Here is a 15,018-nt window from a genome sequence, read left to right as displayed (position 1 = left end):
AGCCATGAGAACAACGACACACACTGTTTTGCATATATTGGCAACAATTTGGCTGACACTCCTGTTTCCTCTTTCTGCATATCCGGCAGACCAGAAAGCCCCCAAGCAGATTGCCGGTTTCAGTCTGGGAGCCTCTATTGAGGAATACGACTACCTCAGTTACAGCAATTTCCTCAAACAGGTAATCGTGGAGGATATAGGGGAATTTCGCAAAGGTATCATTGAATACGGAGTATGTGATAAACCAGGAAAAATCGTTCGCATCAAAATGAAATACGCCAACACGGAAGAAGCATATTTTAATCGTCTCTTTCGAAGGTATAAAAAACAGCTTGGTCCTCCAACAAAGTATACCGGGGATGCATTTGGAATCCTGAAAGCATGGAAGTGGTATTTTACAGATGAATTGGGTGAAAAAGTTTCCATAACCCTGCAATATAATAAAAAGGATCCTGATGAAAATTTTGGTAGTATGGTAAAAATGTCCCTGCCTGAGCGTATTAAAATTGAACGGGCTTGTTTTAATGAGATTTGCCACGCCAAAACAAAGGAAGCAACCCCGGAACAAAGACGCAACTGGGACCAAATCATCCCGTATTCTGTTGCACCTGAGCAATCAAACGAACAAGAATAAAATCGTAGACCATAAACAGGATCAATACGGACTATCTTTACTATCGCGTTACGCCTTACAGCTCTGGTCTTGACCAAAAACAATTCAGAAAAACAGTCGTATTTCCCTGAAAAATCACTGGAGTCTCCACTGCTTTTCAACAGGAATCATTTATCTCGTGCGCCCCTATCCTGACGATACCCTACAGAACCTGGCCTGGAATAGCCTCTCATTCAAGGCCCCGAACGAATGGACGCCTGTCACCGTATTTCGTGACTACCTTTTACTCGAAAAAGATGGTTTCCCCGATGTCGCGCTGCGCTGGCTGCAAATCAACACACCTCCGGCACCTGAAAAAATCCTGGACAAGATGGCAAAATCAAAGAGATTTTCATTGCACTCTCCCTGGATTTTGCCGCATACGTTCCGGGAATCCCTTCCGCAACTTGACCTGACAGGTTTTTACTGGTCGGAAAATCGGTTCCAGGGACATGGTATATTGGCCATTAACCGTCTTAAAGGATGGATTGTCTTGCTACAGATCTACAATCCGGAATTACTGGAATCATCTCTGCTGATTTCACTGCTTGCCAGCATACACTTCTCCGGTAAAGACGGTCCTACAGACTATGCGCTGTTTGATATTGCCCTGCAGACACCACCCCGATATACGCTACACACATACAGGTTCCTGCCAGGAAAATTTGAATTGAACTTTTCCTATAAAAAAAGCAGACTCTTTTTCTCTCGTTTCAAGCCAGCGGAAATATTACTTAAAGACCATAGTCTTCAGAATTGGGGACACCAACTTGCCGGTTCCCTTCAACCTCTGGAAAACCAACAGGCCAATAGGCAGACATGGGAAGATAAACGCCTGGGGTTACAAAAAGTATTTGCCTTCCTACAGCAAAAACCTGCCCACAAGTGGTTGGAACTAACCCATCATAGGGAGAACAATTGTATCCTGGGAGTGGAATATAACGGTTCTGTACAACCAGAGTCGTTCTTTGATGCAATACGAGAATCTTTTCATCCCCGCTGAGGTGAATATGCTAAAGCCCCGGTATATACACCCATGTTAATAGAAGATGCAATTTCGACAGCTTAGCTATGTTTTCATTTCTTAAAAAAAGTCCCAGCCAGGATCCACTCAGCCGTCAGGAAGCATTGGCCTGTATTCCCGTGCAACATCCATTGATCGAAGAAGAAAACAATGAACAGGGGCTATTGATTCGATATCCTGTGGAGCAGGCACCGTTCTTTGAAAAAGTACTCATCAGGATCTCGGGTACCCATCCTGAGCGCAAATACATGATGAAAAAATTACAACTTGATGTCCTTGGAAGTCAGGTCTGGAGACTCATTGATGGGCAACGCACAGTCCGTGAGATTGCTACAGTCCTCCACAGGGAACATCAACTCAATCCGCGGGAAGCTGAGATCGCTGTGGGCAGTTTCCTGCGCGAATTGGGAAGACGCAGCATCATAGCCATGCGCCAGGCGAAGCAAAATGAGTAATTATACCCTCTTCTCCTGGAGAAAACGCCGTTGAATCTGCTGCAGGTCTTCCCAGGTTGCGCGCTTCATTTCCGGCTGGCCAAGAAGAAATCTTGGATGAAAAGTCACCATAACCTGAACATTGACATGTTCAGCATAGCGATAAGGGAGAAAACGACCTCGTAAACGAATAACGCTGTCATTGGTACCCAAAAGCATCTGACCGGCCATGGTACCCATTGCACAAATTACAGGAGGTCGAACAGCGGCTATTTCGCGACTGAGAAGAGCCAGGCAACGATCCATATCAATTTTACTTTCCCGTGGATGGCCATCACAGAGGCACTTCAAACAATTCGTCACATAGACCTCTTCCTTCCGAAGCCCTAAGGCCTCCACCATTCGCCAGAGCATCTGATCCTCCTGCTCGCCGAAAAGCATTTTTTGCCCAGCTGAAGAAACAAGGCAATAATCACCGACGATCATGAGCTTTACACCACCTGGCCTGCCCGGTGCCGGCTGAATTCTCCTGCCAGCCTGTTCACATTGAGAACAGGCAACAATATCTTTCAATACAGCATCTACAGACTCTCTGCTGAGAGAAGTTGGAGGGGACTGCTGTACAGTCTTTTGCTGCGGGCTTATTTTCTGAGTTGTTTTCTGAGGATACGGCTTCGAACGGGAAGGAACCTTTGGCTGAGCAGTTTTCTCCACCCGCAACAGACCTTCTTCTGCAGGATACGTATCGATTCCCAATTGTTGATGAAAGCAAAGATAGCTGCGAAGATCGTTGGCCAGCAGAGCTGCGTACCGGGCACGTACTTCGGAGTCCTGTACGTTTTTCCCGGCGGATGGGACTGTTTGTTTATCCGATGACAAAGTGAACTACCATGGTTATTTTCTATAGCACACAACCCAAAAAAGGTTACGAAAATACAACCTGTGCAAAAACTACTTACCAGAAGAGAGCCCCCTGTTGCATATAAAGGAACTCGCACCACCTTACAGTACTAGCCCGGAGGAACTGCACAATGCCTATTTATGAATATCAATGTCGCGACTGCAGTACTCTTTTCGAACATTTAACCACGAGTTCGCAAGACAGTGAAACTCCAAAATGTCCTAAATGTGCAAGCAGGCATGTCCAAAAACGTATTTCTGCTTCGGCTATGCGTGTAGGCAAAAAAGGTACTTCTCTGCCGGTTGCGGGTTCTCCATGTTCTGCACCTTCCGGCTTCTCCTGAGCCTGAATTTCAGAGGCCCCGTGCGGGCCGCCATTATTTCAGGCAGTTCCTCTCCCCCACGGTGGCACTATGCGTTAAACGGTGCGCTGCCACCGGCATCTTTAAATGCCTTCACTTCTTCTATTTCCGTTTAAACTCATAAACCTCTTCATTCTTTTTCAACAGGCCGTACTCCTTGCGCGCAACGTTTTCGATATACTTTTCATCATTCTTCAGGAGATCAATTTCCTGCGCGAGTTGTTCATTTTCCTTTTGCATGCGTTGATTTTCCTGTATCTGTATAGTTTGCTGTTTCACGGCCTTACGGTAGGAAAACAAACCGTAGCCAGGAGTAAACAGAAGGGCAAGAATAAAACAGAGGCCCAACAATACAGCGCAACGCAAAAAGATTTTTTTTTGCTGTTGTGCCTGTCGTCTTTTACTTCGATCAATCATAATCAATGCATCTTTGCTCTATTTCATCACTATGAATACCTACCCGACATGCTGCCTTGTCAGCGCCTGCCTCACAGGACTGCCAACGCGATACGACGGCAAAAGCAAGCCGGACCCTCTTTGCCAACAGCATCTGCAGAAACACATCTGGATCCCTGTCTGCCCTGAACAACTTGGTGGACTCACCACCCCTCGGTTACCGGCTAATCTGACAGGTGGAGACGGCCACGACGTATTGCAAGGTAAAGCCCGGGTTATACGATCTGACGGTGAAGACGTCACCACAGCCTTCATTCAGGGGGCCAATATGGTCCTTAACATTGCTCAACAGCAAAATATCCAATACTGTTTGCTTAAATCAAAAAGTCCATCCTGCGGTGCAGGGGCTGTTCTCGGGGTTACTGCGGCACTTCTTCGCAGGCACGGCATCTCAGTTATTGAATACGGTTAAAGGGCCAAGAAAAAGCGAATCATAAATATTTCAGGAGATTATACCCTTTTTTCAATCCCCATAAGCCGAATAACAAAAATGCCGACTTCATAAAGAAGATAAAGAGGGCATCCCATCAGGGCCATATTCACAACATCCGGAGTTGGGGTGAGAACAGCAGCTAAAATGGCAATCCCTAAGACGGCAAATCGTCTGTTGCGTTCAAAGGTTTGCCGTGAAAATAAACCGACTTTCGCACTGAAAACCATAAAAACAGGTAGCTCAAATATCAACCCAAAAGCCAGGATAAAAATAGTGACGAAATTCACAAATTTACCAATGGAAATCACAGCCTTTAAATCTTCGGATTGAAAACCAAGCAGAAACTGCACCCCGTAAGGCAGTGTAACCAGATAACAAAAAACCGTGCCTGCATAAAAAAGCGCACAGGTCGCAGCGACAAAGCCTGCCAGTGATTTTCCTTCCACCCCAAAGGCTTTACCCATAGATTTCCATAAAACCAACGTCAACAGTGGCATAAGTATATACAACGCACCAAAAAAAGAAACCTTCACGTGGGCCAGAAAAGGACCAGCCACGGAAAAAAAATACAACTTTTCGCCAAGATGATCCTGCAACAGTGGAATCAAGCTGTTGGAATAAAGAAATAACCCAACTGTTACCAGAATCAGGGACAATCCAGTATATTTAATTGTTCTGCGTAACTCAGAAAGAAAAACGATAATTTGTGTTCTGGTTTCAGTGTTCATATTATAAATCGACAACCGGCTTTCCCCGTATGGGGGCGTTGCGGAAAAAAATAACTGTCTATGTAACTACTCACAGGGGAAGCCCGGTAAGTTCGATTAACATTTGTATTGACAACGGGTTGCAAGGGGTCCGACATCTCTGCAACCAGGCTGGCGCAGGAAACTGAATACGAGGTAAACCAACCTGATCGCAGAGAGATCGAATGCCCTGTGATCAGTTACCAATCTCTTATATCACGGATGAAAATAACAAACCATCGCCTGAATAGCAATCTAATAGCCATTGCGTTTCATATTACGACGTGCTACAAATCACAACGTATTTTATAAACGATTTTTTCGCTCAGAATCCGCGGTACAGGTACACTCTGTGATCTGCCTGAACATATCACAATGTTTCTGGAGAGACATTTACGCTGAGCATAAAGATTGAACGAGAAAGCAATACTACAAGATGAGCGGCTGTCTCACGCATTGCCCCCCAAGGCCAGGCCGTTTTCCCATCCGTAACAAATACACACCTGAATAACCATGCTAGAGCTTCGATTTATTCGAGAAAATATTGATCTTGTCAGAGAAAAAAGTCAACTCCGTGGTGTCGATCCACAACTGTTTGAACAGTTCACCAGACTTGATGAACAACGATTGGCCACATTGGGAGAGGCGGAAGCATTAAAAAACAAACGTAATACCGTCTCCAAAGAGATCGGTCCGCTCAAACAGGCTGGCGAACATGAGAAAGCTGAACCACTTATTCGTGAGATGAAGCAGGTAAGCGATGCCATCAAAGCCCTGGACACTGATCTTGCCGAAATAGAACAGCAACTTCAGGAAATCGTCCTCTCCATTCCCAACCTATGCCATGAATCTGTTCCCCAAGGCAAAGACGACAGTGACAACCTGGAAATAAAACGTTGGGGTACATTACCCGAGTTCGGCTTCACGCCTAAACCCCACTGGGAATTAGGAGAAGCGCTGGGCATACTGGATTTCGAAACTTCGGCAAAGTTAGCTGGAGCGAGGTTCTCTTTACTTAAAGGTTTTGGCTCCAAACTTTCCCGGGCACTCGTGAATTTTTTTCTTGATCTGCATACACAGCGACATGGGTATACCGAGGTACTGCCACCGTATATGGTGAACAGTAAAACCATGACAGGCACAGGGCAGTTACCTAAATTTGAAGAAGATCTCTTCCGTATCAAAGACTGGGACCTGTGGCTCATACCCACCGCAGAGGTACCTGTTACCAATATACACGCGGGTGAAACCATAGCAGAAGCAGACCTTCCAGTAAAATATACTGCTTACACTCCCTGTTTCAGGTCTGAAGCAGGCTCCTACGGCAAAGATACCCGCGGCCTGATCCGGCAGCACCAGTTTGAAAAAGTTGAATTGGTTAAATTTACTACTCCGGAGAAGTCCGAAGAGGAACTGGAATCCCTTCTTGCAGATGCTGAAGAAGTACTACAGCTTCTGGAACTGCCCTATAGAGTGGTAACCCTTTGCACCGGGGATCTTGGATTTTCCGCCACCAAAACATACGATATTGAAGTCTGGCTGCCAGGGCAACAGGCGTTCAGAGAAATTTCTTCCTGCTCCAATTTCCTGGACTTTCAGGCCCGTCGCGCCGGCATTCGCTATAAGTCCCTTGATCAGAAAAAAAGCAGATTGGTACATACACTTAACGGTTCAGGACTTGCTGTGGGTAGAACCCTGCTGGCCATTATGGAAAATTACCAGCAGCCAGATGGCACCATCGCCATACCCAAGGTACTGGAACCGTACTTTGAAACCCGGTTCTGATGGTTTACATGCCGGCTCCCAGATATGGGGATTGTTGCTCAAGTCGAGTTTAAGGGTCACGGCAAGAAAAACTATCCGACAGGTACCAGCTTTTCAGCAGCAGTAAGACCCAGGGCGCAGGAGTATCTCCTGCGCCCTGCCCGGTAACACTATTTATTTCCACCTTCCATAGCTAACTCAATCAAACGATCCAGCAACTGGCTGAATGACAGTCCTGCTTCAGCTGCAGCCTGCGGAAACAGACTGGTTGGAGTCATTCCAGGAATAGTATTGGTCTCCAGCAAGTACAATTCGCTCCCCTGAAGTATCATATCCGTTCTACTGTATCCGCGCAGCTGCAGGCAGTTATGAGCAGCCACTGCGTAGGCACCGGCTTTGGCTGCAATATCGGCGTCAACATCTGCCGGGCAGATCTCCTGGCTTGCTCCAGGAATATATTTCGCCTCATAGTCAAAAAACTCGTATTTGCTGTCTGGAATAATTTCAATGAGTGGAAGTGCCTGTGGGTTACTGTTTCCCAGCACGCCCACGGTGATTTCCCTTCCCTGGATAAACTCTTCCACCATAACATCATCATCATGCTGAAAAGCCAATCTGAGGGCCGGCGCAAGCTGTTGTTCATCACGTACGATAGTCATACCGATAGAAGACCCCTGTTTCACAGGCTTGACCACCAGCGGCATCTGTAACGATGAAAGAATACGTTCTGGCGCAGTTATATCCCCTTTCACAGCCATAACCCAATCAGCCACAGGAAGTCCGTGCAGACGATACAATTCCTTGGCCAGATGTTTATTCATGGCAAGAGCACTTCCAAGCACGCCTGCCCCCTGATAGGGAATGGACAGTAGGTCTAAAAACCCCTGGATGGTCCCATCTTCTCCAAAGATCCCATGCAAGAGCACAAAAGCGACATCTATACGATCAGCATTACGGGCAATAGCTGCGAGATCGGTGGCAGGGTCATAACGGATAACTTCATACTTGTCTTTATCGAGTGCCTCTTCAACACCTTTTGCACCTTTCAGAGAAACCTCACGTTCATCTGATTTTCCCCCAGCAATAAGTGCTAATCGAATTTTGGCCATCATGTTCCTCCTCGTAATATTGGGGAGTTGCCCCCCTTAAGTAAGCACGCTGTCCTGTGAATTCACTCTCTCTATCTTGCAACAGGAGAGCCACCACGCAATATTGCCAGCATTATTTTCTTAAATAACACTAAACCGGGAAAAATTGGCATTCTCGGACAGCCTCCTGGTATCAAATCGCCAGGGCCCATGCATCCTTTTCACTTTTCCCATAACTATACAGTACAGAACCAGTATTCATCCACCAAACACTTCCCGGAAGTGGGATTTTTTCATTGCAATATTCCCCTTCTCCGGCTTCCATGGATCAGTCTGAAGCGGGAAACATTACACATGTGTGCTTCATATTATCCCGGTGTTACAACGTAATTTTCTTGACAAGCAAATTATGTATGGCTATATTAGCTGGTTTTTACAATTAACCCATTAATCAAAGCTGTACAGATCGCAAAAGGATGTGATGCTCCATGATTGAAGTAGAAGTGAAAGGTGACCTTGAATATGCGATCCGTCAATTAAAAAAGAAACTCCAGATTGACGGAATTAAACGCGAGCTGAAACGACGCGAATTTTATGAAAAACCAAGCGTAAAAAAACGTCGCAAAGCTGCTGAGGCACTGCGTAAACTTCGAAAATTCAACCGCATGCGCAACAGAGGTTGAATATAAAGCTCTGACATCTGTCAGAGCTTTTTTTGTTATTACTCACAGACACTCCATGTGCGGCAAACATGGTTGTCCGGCAAAGTAACCGCCACAGTCGCTTTGGATCGCTAATCTAGTGTCTGTCCATAAATAAAGACTTTTATTCGAGAGCAAGGCATATTAGAAATTATGCCACAGGTAACCTGCATCAACGATGTTACATTTCCTGTAAACGGCTACTTTTTTGCATCCATTCTCCACTCGCAGCGTGAAACAACGTTTTTCTCATCGTCAACTTCTTGAAAACTTCAGGCAACACCTGCTCTTTCAACGCAGGCTGGCTGACAACACCTCCGCAGCCTACACTGCAGACGTGGAAACTTTTCTTCATTTCCTCGCGCAGCAGGGAAATCAAAACCTGAACCAGATCAACATAGAGCATATACGACAGTACCTGCTTCAGGCCCACGAAAAAAACATCAGTAATCGTTCCAATGCTCGTCGTCTTGCGTCGTTGCGATCTTTTTTTCACTACCTGCTGGCCCAAAATCTTGTCCAGCAGAATCCCCTGGAGCATATAGATGCTCCCAAAACAGGCCAAAGTCTGCCCAAAGCATTGAGCCGTCAGGAGGTAGAACAACTGCTTGTGCGGCCGCAGGTCATCACGCCATTAAGCCTTCGCAACCACACCATGATCCACATGCTGTACGCAACAGGACTGAGAGTAAGCGAGCTGGTTCACTTACCCTTAAAAAACTGCAACTTTACAAACTGCCATTTACGCGTATTGGGTAAAGGCAGTAAAGAGAGGATTATTCCCTTTGCAGCAACAACAGGGGAACTTATCCAGGAGTATATACAAAAAAGCAGGCCTGCACTGATCAAGCCACCACAGTGTGAACAGCTTTTTCTCTCCAACAGGGGTCGAGCCATGTCCCGCAACCGGTTTTGGCAAATCCTCCGCGATACAGCAGCCTCTGCCGGTATACACAAGGAAATCAGTCCCCATATGCTGCGGCACTCCTTTGCCACTCACCTCCTCATCGGAGGAGCGGATCTACGCTCTGTACAAATGATGCTTGGCCATGCAGACATAGCCACCACTCAAATTTACACGCAAATCGAAGGGGATCGGCTCAAGGCTGTTCATCGTAAATTTCATCCACGGGGATAGGAATCTGTCGGAGAATTGTAATTTTTTCTCAGCTTAACTTCAATTGAAGATGCTTGCCCAAATTCAGGTAATATTTTTCTGAAACGCAATTTTACTTCTCCGCCTCCGGCTGCTCACAGGGCAGTGCAACGGTAAAATCGGTGTTTCCGTTGTGACAGCGAACGTATATATCCCCACCGTATGCTCGAATAATGCCATAGGAAACCGACAACCCCAGACCAGTTCCGTGAACATCATCTTGAGTTTTGGAAAACGGTTCAAAGATATGCACCATGTCTTCCTGGCTTATTTCTCGCCCGTTATTACGGACCATAACCATCACCCTGTCTCCGTCCAACCATGTTTTCAAAGTGATGGCGCCACCAGTTCCTTTTGCGCAAATCGAATCGCAACTATGCAGAATGAGGTTAATAAAGACTTGTTGCAGTTCTGTCATTAAGCCAACAAGAATAATTTTGTTCTCACCAAATTGGTAATCGAGAGATATCTTTCTGGAAGCAAGATATTTACGTTGCAGCGTGATCACAGAAAGCAACATTTCATGAAGGTCAAATGGAACCTTCTTTCCCGAAGCAGGTCGGTTGAACTGTTGCAGATCTTTTATAAGTTGCCGGATTCGCTCACACTCACTTTCAGCCATTATCAGCAGTTGCCGGTCGCTATCTGCCAGCTCCAGACGCTTCTGAAAATCCCGCAGGACAAAGCGGATGCCAAGCAACGGGTTACCGAACTCGTGGGCAATGGAAGAGACGAGTTTACTTATGGCTTCCATCTTCTGTGCATGATGGAGTTGCTGCATCATTTCGTGCTCCCGGGTCAGATCATTGGCCAGGATAACAATATTGCAAAGACGCCCCTGAGTATCTGCAACCGGGGTAACTATGATCTCCAAGGTCAGCCTGTTACCGGAAGCCGAAGTAACAGATACTTGTTCTTGATACCTCTGCAGCTTGCCTATCCTACGAAAAATCTCTTTTCTGAGCTGCGGAGATACATGTTTTTGAAAATGAGACTGCACCTTTTTTCCCAGCAAGTCGCCCTGGCTGTATTCAAGGATTTCTTCAAACCGAGAATTCACGTATTTGATGAAGCCATGACTATCAGTGATCAGCAGCGGAGCAGGAGAAAACCTTATTATACTGTCAAGCAATTCGTTCTCACATGTAAAACGATGTGCTGTAGCTGATACCTCATGCACAGAACCATTCACATTCAATGTATTCTTGTTCATTTTTTAATCCATGTAACAACCTTACTCTGCCACACGAATAAAAGGGCCCGGTTTATCCTGCGCGGCAATATGGACGGTGACAGTGGAATAATCGTTCAAGTATTGTTGCATAATCTGACCTACAATCTCAGGCGCATTGTTAGTCTCGCTCAAATGCGCTAAAACCAGATGACACAGATTTTCGGAACATAACTCGGAAGCAAAATGTAACGCGTCTTCATTTTCCAGATGACCGCCGGCAGAAAGTATACGTTGTTGCAGATAAATAGGGTACGGGCCATTACGAAGCATACCCGGATCGTGGTTTGCTTCAAGAATCAGCGCCCTGCACTTGCGCAGATGATGACGTATAAGTTTGGTGATTTTGCCTGTATCCGTGCAATATCCCATGTGCAGCCCCTTATGTTGAAAAACAAATCCAACAGGATCAACAGTGTCATGGGAAATAGCAAAAGGATGCACATTCACCCCTTGAATACTAAAGCTCTCCCCAGTTGTGAAATATTGTAATTCTGGCAATTCCTTTATTTTTTGACGACACGCTTCGTGGGTTCCCTGGTTCATATACACAGGAATCGCGTATCTCCTGCCAAGAACGCCCACTCCGGCGACATGATCATTATGTTCATGGGTCACGACAACGGCAGAAAGCATGGTTGCATCTCGTCCAATCATGGACAAACGCCTTTCAATTTCTTTTCCGGAGAAACCGGCATCTACAAGAATTCTGGTGTCTTCGGCCTCAACAAGAGTGCAGTTTCCTTTACTTCCGCTTCCCAAAACGCAAAATTGCATTCCCAGCCCCTGACTATCGGATACCAGTGTGTCCAAACCCACCACTGCCCCTTTCGGTATCGCTGAGCTCATCTACAGCTTCTATCTGTGCACAAATAACCGGCGCAAGAATCATCTGAGCAATTCGGTCACCACGATGAATTGTGAAGGGAGCCTGGGAGAGATTAATCAAACCTATTTTCACTTCACCACGATAATCAGCATCAATGGTACCCGGTGAATTGATGACAGTTATCCCATGCTTGATGGCAAGACCGGAACGAGGCCGTACCTGTATTTCAAATCCAGGTGGAATTGCCACTGCAAAACCACTGGGAACAAGGTACCTCTCGCCAGGCGCAAGCGTAACGGGTTCCGTAATGGCAGCACTCACATCCATACCGGCAGCTAAAGACGAAGCGTATGATGGCAGAGGTATATCTGCTGCTGCCTGCTCATCAAGCCACTTAAATTGTACAGTCACCTGATTTGACATAGTTCCATTATCCTTGTAATCAAAAAAAAAGCCGGCTCCCTGAACGAGGAAACCGGCTGAGGTTTGCAAAAAGAATACTTATTCTTCGCCCTCCTGGAGGGCAGCCTTACGGCTGAGGCGAATCCGGCCACGGTTGTCAATGTCAATAACTTTGACTTTGACCATGTCTCCTTCCTTGAGCACATCGGTAACTTTGTTTACCCTGCTGTGCTTCAACTCAGAAATGTGAACCATACCATCAACACCGGGAAGAATCTGTACAAATGCCCCAAAGTCCTTGATGGTTCGGACCTCACCTTCATAGATTTTACCAACTTCCGGTACAGCGGTGATCTCTTCAATACGTGCAACCAATGCTCTGGCATCTTCAGCAGTGTTACTGAAGATCTTGATGGTACCGTCATCCTCAACGTCAATCTTAGAGTCGTATTCGCTTGTCATTTCACGAATTACCTTGCCACCGGGGCCGATAATATCGCGAATTTTATCCGGATGAATTTTCATGGTAGAGTATTTTGGAGCATGCTCAGAGACATCGGTACGTGGAGTAAGAATTACATCGTTCATTTTCCCAAGGATATGAATACGACCACGTTTGGCCTGATCCAGGGCACGCCCCATGATGGAACGGTCCACTCCATCTATCTTGATATCCATCTGCAGCCCCGTAATACCGGCTTCAGTGCCCACAACTTTAAAATCCATGTCACCGAGATGATCTTCATCACCCAGAATGTCTGTGAGAATAACCAGCTTCTCATCTTCCTTGATCAACCCCATGGCAACACCGGAAACAGGTGCCTTTACAGGTACCCCCGCATCCATGAGCGCAAGACTGGATCCACAGACTGTGGCCATGGAGGATGAGCCATTGGACTCAAGTACTTCGGAAACCACCCGCATGGTATACGGGAACTCGCCATTCTCCGGAAGTATCGCTTCCACACCACGGCGGGCCAGGGTACCATGTCCGATATCTCGACGACTTGGTCCTCGCATGGGACGAACTTCCCCAACACAGAAAGGAGGGAAATTATAGTGCAGCATAAAACTGCGATACACATCGCCACCAAGGCCTTCCAAATGCTGTTCGTCTTTTTCGCTACCCAGTGTGGCAATGACCAGAGCCTGGGTCTCTCCACGGGTAAAAAGTGCTGATCCGTGAGCTCGCGGAAGAATACCAACCTCACATGTAATAGGACGAACATCTTCAAAGGATCGTCCATCAAGGCGTTCACCCTTAGTGACGATACGATCACGCATAATTTTCTTTTTATAACCGCTGAGAAGGTCGAAAACCTCGCCTTCATCTTCGTACATCTCAGGATCGATCTGCTCAAGAACTTCCTGTTTTAAAAGATCGTAACGATCTCCACGAGCAATCTTTTCAGCTGTTGTTACGACTTCCTCCATTCCGGAAGCTGCAGCGGCTTCGACCGCTGCCTGGAGAGCTTCATTTACCTCAGGGGTAGTAACCTCTCTTTTTGCTTTACCAGCTTGTTTCTGTAAATCAAGTTGCAGGTCTATTAAGGGCTGCAGGCCTTCATGAGCAAAAAAGATAGCCTCCAGTACGATATCCTCGGCAAGTTCTTCAGCACGTCCCTCAACCATGACTACCGCAGTTTTAGTTCCTGCAACAACCAGATTTAACTCTGCCTTGGCAAGCTGGCTTTTGGATGGATTAAGCACATATTCACCATCCACATACGCTACACGGGCAGCGGCTATAGGCCCTTGAAAAGGGATATCTGAGATAGCCAGGGCTGCAGAGGCACCATTCATGGCAAGAATATCAGGATCAAAATCCTGATCTGCGGAAAAGACAGTAGCTATGAGTTGAGTTTCACAACTATAGCCGTCCGGAAAAAGAGGACGTAAAGGACGGTCAATGAGTCGGCAGGTTAAAATTTCCTTTTCACTGGGACGACCTATCTCACGACGAAAATAACTGCCAGGAATACGTCCTGCAGCGTACATGCGCTCCTGGTATTCAATGGTCAGGGGTAAAAAACCCATGTCCTTATTCTTTTTTTCAGCGACTACCGTCACCAGAACTTTGGTATCTCCACTGGAAACAACCACAGACCCACTGGTCTGCTTTGCCATCTTTCCGGTTTCAAAGTTAATAGTTCTTCCACCAATCTCAGTTTCAATAACTGTATGCATAAATTCTCCTGATACGGATCATATTAAACTGAAATTGGAGCGAGCATGCATTGCGTGGTTATCGTAAAGGCACAAAGGATGCAGCGACAATGTGCTACCATTTTCTCTGTTTCCTTTGTGTCTTTGCGCCTGCGGCAACATCGGTTGTGCTCAACTCCAATCAGCAAAAAGGCGGGAGGCAGTCCAATACTGCTCCCGCCCTTGTACCATCTACTCAATGTCAGTCTGAAAACGACACATTCTACCCGATTCGAAAAATGAGAAACTTTGCAAGAGGTACAACACCTCTGTGCAGGCACTGTTGCCTGCGATAAATATGTGATGTATCTCTAAACGTGCATCGCAAAAATCTGGCAAAATAATCGTTTCCCTGGACAGTACTATTTACGAATGCCGAGTGCTTTGATGAGCTCACGGTATTTAACAACATCTTTTTTCTGAAGATACCTGAGCAAACTACGACGCTGACCAACCAGTTTCAACAGGCCTCTGCGGCTGTGATGATCTTTGCCGTGTTGTTTAAAGTGCTCTGTCAGATACTGAATACGATCAGTAAGCAGTGCAATCTGTACCTCACAGGACCCAGTGTCATTGGCATGGGTCTTGAACTGTTCAATGATTTCTTTTTTCTTTTCTCCTGTCTGTGCCATGAA

The 15,018-nt window shown here is 46.3% G+C and carries 17 protein-coding genes; 8 read left to right on the top strand and 9 right to left on the bottom strand.

Annotated features, from left to right (window positions below; translation table 11 throughout):
- The first annotated feature begins 4 nt into the window (after positions 1-4).
- The 3 genes from G493_RS0106085 (at position 5) to G493_RS28050 (ending at position 2,131) form a co-directional block, all read left to right on the top strand.
- Positions 5-634, top strand: a complete 630-nt coding sequence (locus tag G493_RS0106085) for a hypothetical protein (protein ID WP_028579662.1) — start codon at positions 5-7, stop codon at positions 632-634.
- Positions 635-791: 157 nt separating this feature from the next.
- A complete protein-coding gene (locus G493_RS0106080; RefSeq protein ID WP_028579661.1) occupies positions 792-1,655 on the top strand; it encodes a hypothetical protein in 864 nt (287 codons plus the stop codon).
- Between the two features lie 68 nt (positions 1,656-1,723).
- Positions 1,724-2,131, top strand: a complete 408-nt coding sequence (locus G493_RS28050) for a PqqD family protein (protein WP_035273810.1) — start codon at positions 1,724-1,726, stop codon at positions 2,129-2,131.
- Here the strand turns inward: G493_RS28050 and G493_RS31860 are convergent, their stop codons facing one another.
- Positions 2,132-2,989 (bottom strand): uracil-DNA glycosylase, encoded by an 858-nt coding sequence (locus G493_RS31860; RefSeq protein ID WP_051309054.1) that lies wholly within the window; start codon positions 2,987-2,989, stop codon positions 2,132-2,134.
- Positions 2,990-3,141: 152 nt separating this feature from the next.
- Here G493_RS31860 and G493_RS34805 point away from each other — a divergent pair, with 152 nt between their 5' ends.
- Complete coding sequence (locus G493_RS34805) at positions 3,142-3,354, top strand: FmdB family zinc ribbon protein (protein ID WP_084813445.1); 213 nt, start codon at positions 3,142-3,144, stop codon at positions 3,352-3,354.
- A 120-nt stretch (positions 3,355-3,474) separates the two neighbouring features.
- Here G493_RS34805 and G493_RS0106065 read toward each other — a convergent pair whose 3' ends face one another.
- Positions 3,475-3,789, bottom strand: coding sequence for an FtsB family cell division protein (locus G493_RS0106065; protein WP_035273808.1), 315 nt, complete (start codon positions 3,787-3,789; stop codon positions 3,475-3,477).
- 31 nt (positions 3,790-3,820) lie between these two features.
- Here G493_RS0106065 and G493_RS0106060 point away from each other — a divergent pair, with 31 nt between their 5' ends.
- Positions 3,821-4,240: a DUF523 domain-containing protein gene (locus G493_RS0106060; protein ID WP_035273805.1), complete on the top strand. Its 420-nt coding sequence runs from the start codon at positions 3,821-3,823 to the stop codon at positions 4,238-4,240.
- A gap of 38 nt (positions 4,241-4,278) precedes the next feature.
- On the opposite strand, the gene tatC is transcribed toward G493_RS0106060, so the two are convergent.
- Complete coding sequence (gene tatC / locus G493_RS0106055; protein WP_028579658.1) at positions 4,279-4,989, bottom strand: twin-arginine translocase subunit TatC; 711 nt, start codon at positions 4,987-4,989, stop codon at positions 4,279-4,281.
- 531 nt (positions 4,990-5,520) lie between these two features.
- Between tatC and serS the strand changes: the two genes are divergently transcribed.
- A complete protein-coding gene (gene serS / locus G493_RS0106050) occupies positions 5,521-6,792 on the top strand; it encodes a serine--tRNA ligase (protein WP_028579657.1) in 1,272 nt (423 codons plus the stop codon).
- A gap of 149 nt (positions 6,793-6,941) precedes the next feature.
- Here the strand turns inward: serS and G493_RS0106045 are convergent, their stop codons facing one another.
- On the bottom strand, positions 6,942-7,880 hold the full coding sequence (locus G493_RS0106045; RefSeq protein ID WP_028579656.1) for a D-alanine--D-alanine ligase family protein: 939 nt from the start codon (positions 7,878-7,880) through the stop codon (positions 6,942-6,944).
- A gap of 470 nt (positions 7,881-8,350) precedes the next feature.
- On the opposite strand from G493_RS0106045, the gene rpsU reads away from it, so the two are divergent.
- Together rpsU and xerD are read left to right on the top strand one after the other, a co-directional pair.
- Positions 8,351-8,542 carry a 30S ribosomal protein S21 gene (rpsU, locus tag G493_RS0106035; protein WP_408608808.1) on the top strand — a complete coding sequence of 64 codons (192 nt, stop codon included), beginning with the start codon at positions 8,351-8,353 and terminating at the stop codon, positions 8,540-8,542.
- A 250-nt stretch (positions 8,543-8,792) separates the two neighbouring features.
- Entirely contained in the window at positions 8,793-9,698 is a 906-nt protein-coding gene (gene xerD, locus G493_RS0106030) for a site-specific tyrosine recombinase XerD (protein WP_028579654.1), read from the top strand.
- A gap of 91 nt (positions 9,699-9,789) precedes the next feature.
- Here xerD and G493_RS31855 read toward each other — a convergent pair whose 3' ends face one another.
- The 5 genes from G493_RS31855 to rpsO all read right to left on the bottom strand — a co-directional run bounded on the left by G493_RS31855 (position 9,790) and on the right by rpsO (position 15,015).
- Positions 9,790-10,929, bottom strand: coding sequence for a two-component system sensor histidine kinase NtrB (locus tag G493_RS31855; RefSeq protein ID WP_028579653.1), 1,140 nt, complete (start codon positions 10,927-10,929; stop codon positions 9,790-9,792).
- 21 nt (positions 10,930-10,950) lie between these two features.
- Entirely contained in the window at positions 10,951-11,796 is an 846-nt protein-coding gene (locus G493_RS0106020) for an MBL fold metallo-hydrolase (RefSeq protein WP_232363718.1), read from the bottom strand.
- On the bottom strand, positions 11,738-12,199 hold the full coding sequence (gene dut, locus G493_RS0106015; protein ID WP_035273836.1) for a dUTP diphosphatase: 462 nt from the start codon (positions 12,197-12,199) through the stop codon (positions 11,738-11,740). The genes G493_RS0106020 and dut overlap by 59 nt, the downstream gene beginning before the upstream one ends.
- 78 nt (positions 12,200-12,277) lie before the next feature.
- A complete protein-coding gene (gene pnp / locus G493_RS0106010; RefSeq protein ID WP_028579650.1) occupies positions 12,278-14,365 on the bottom strand; it encodes a polyribonucleotide nucleotidyltransferase in 2,088 nt (695 codons plus the stop codon).
- A gap of 380 nt (positions 14,366-14,745) precedes the next feature.
- Complete coding sequence (gene rpsO, locus G493_RS0106005; protein WP_028579649.1) at positions 14,746-15,015, bottom strand: 30S ribosomal protein S15; 270 nt, start codon at positions 15,013-15,015, stop codon at positions 14,746-14,748.
- Positions 15,016-15,018: the final 3 nt, after the last annotated feature.

It is taken from the genome of Desulfogranum japonicum DSM 18378 (genome assembly GCF_000429945.1).
GTDB classification, from domain to species: Bacteria; Desulfobacterota; Desulfobulbia; order Desulfobulbales; family Desulfobulbaceae; genus Desulfogranum; species Desulfogranum japonicum.
Note: the sequence above shows the minus strand (reverse complement) of the source record. Positions and strands in the feature narration are given on the sequence as shown.

Coding starts and splice junctions, on each gene's coding strand:
- G493_RS0106085 (WP_028579662.1), top strand. CDS start 5: ATGAGAACAACGACACACACTGTTTTGCATATATTGGCAACAATTTGG.
- G493_RS28050 (WP_035273810.1), top strand. CDS start 1,724: ATGTTTTCATTTCTTAAAAAAAGTCCCAGCCAGGATCCACTCAGCCGT.
- G493_RS34805 (WP_084813445.1), top strand. CDS start 3,142: ATGCCTATTTATGAATATCAATGTCGCGACTGCAGTACTCTTTTCGAA.
- G493_RS0106065 (WP_035273808.1), bottom strand. CDS start 3,789: ATGATTGATCGAAGTAAAAGACGACAGGCACAACAGCAAAAAAAAATC.
- G493_RS0106060 (WP_035273805.1), top strand. CDS start 3,821: ATGAATACCTACCCGACATGCTGCCTTGTCAGCGCCTGCCTCACAGGA.
- tatC (WP_028579658.1), bottom strand. CDS start 4,989: ATGAACACTGAAACCAGAACACAAATTATCGTTTTTCTTTCTGAGTTA.
- serS (WP_028579657.1), top strand. CDS start 5,521: ATGCTAGAGCTTCGATTTATTCGAGAAAATATTGATCTTGTCAGAGAA.
- G493_RS0106045 (WP_028579656.1), bottom strand. CDS start 7,880: ATGGCCAAAATTCGATTAGCACTTATTGCTGGGGGAAAATCAGATGAA.
- G493_RS31855 (WP_028579653.1), bottom strand. CDS start 10,929: ATGAACAAGAATACATTGAATGTGAATGGTTCTGTGCATGAGGTATCA.
- G493_RS0106020 (WP_232363718.1), bottom strand. CDS start 11,796: ATGAGCTCAGCGATACCGAAAGGGGCAGTGGTGGGTTTGGACACACTG.
- dut (WP_035273836.1), bottom strand. CDS start 12,199: ATGTCAAATCAGGTGACTGTACAATTTAAGTGGCTTGATGAGCAGGCA.
- pnp (WP_028579650.1), bottom strand. CDS start 14,365: ATGCATACAGTTATTGAAACTGAGATTGGTGGAAGAACTATTAACTTT.
- rpsO (WP_028579649.1), bottom strand. CDS start 15,015: ATGGCACAGACAGGAGAAAAGAAAAAAGAAATCATTGAACAGTTCAAG.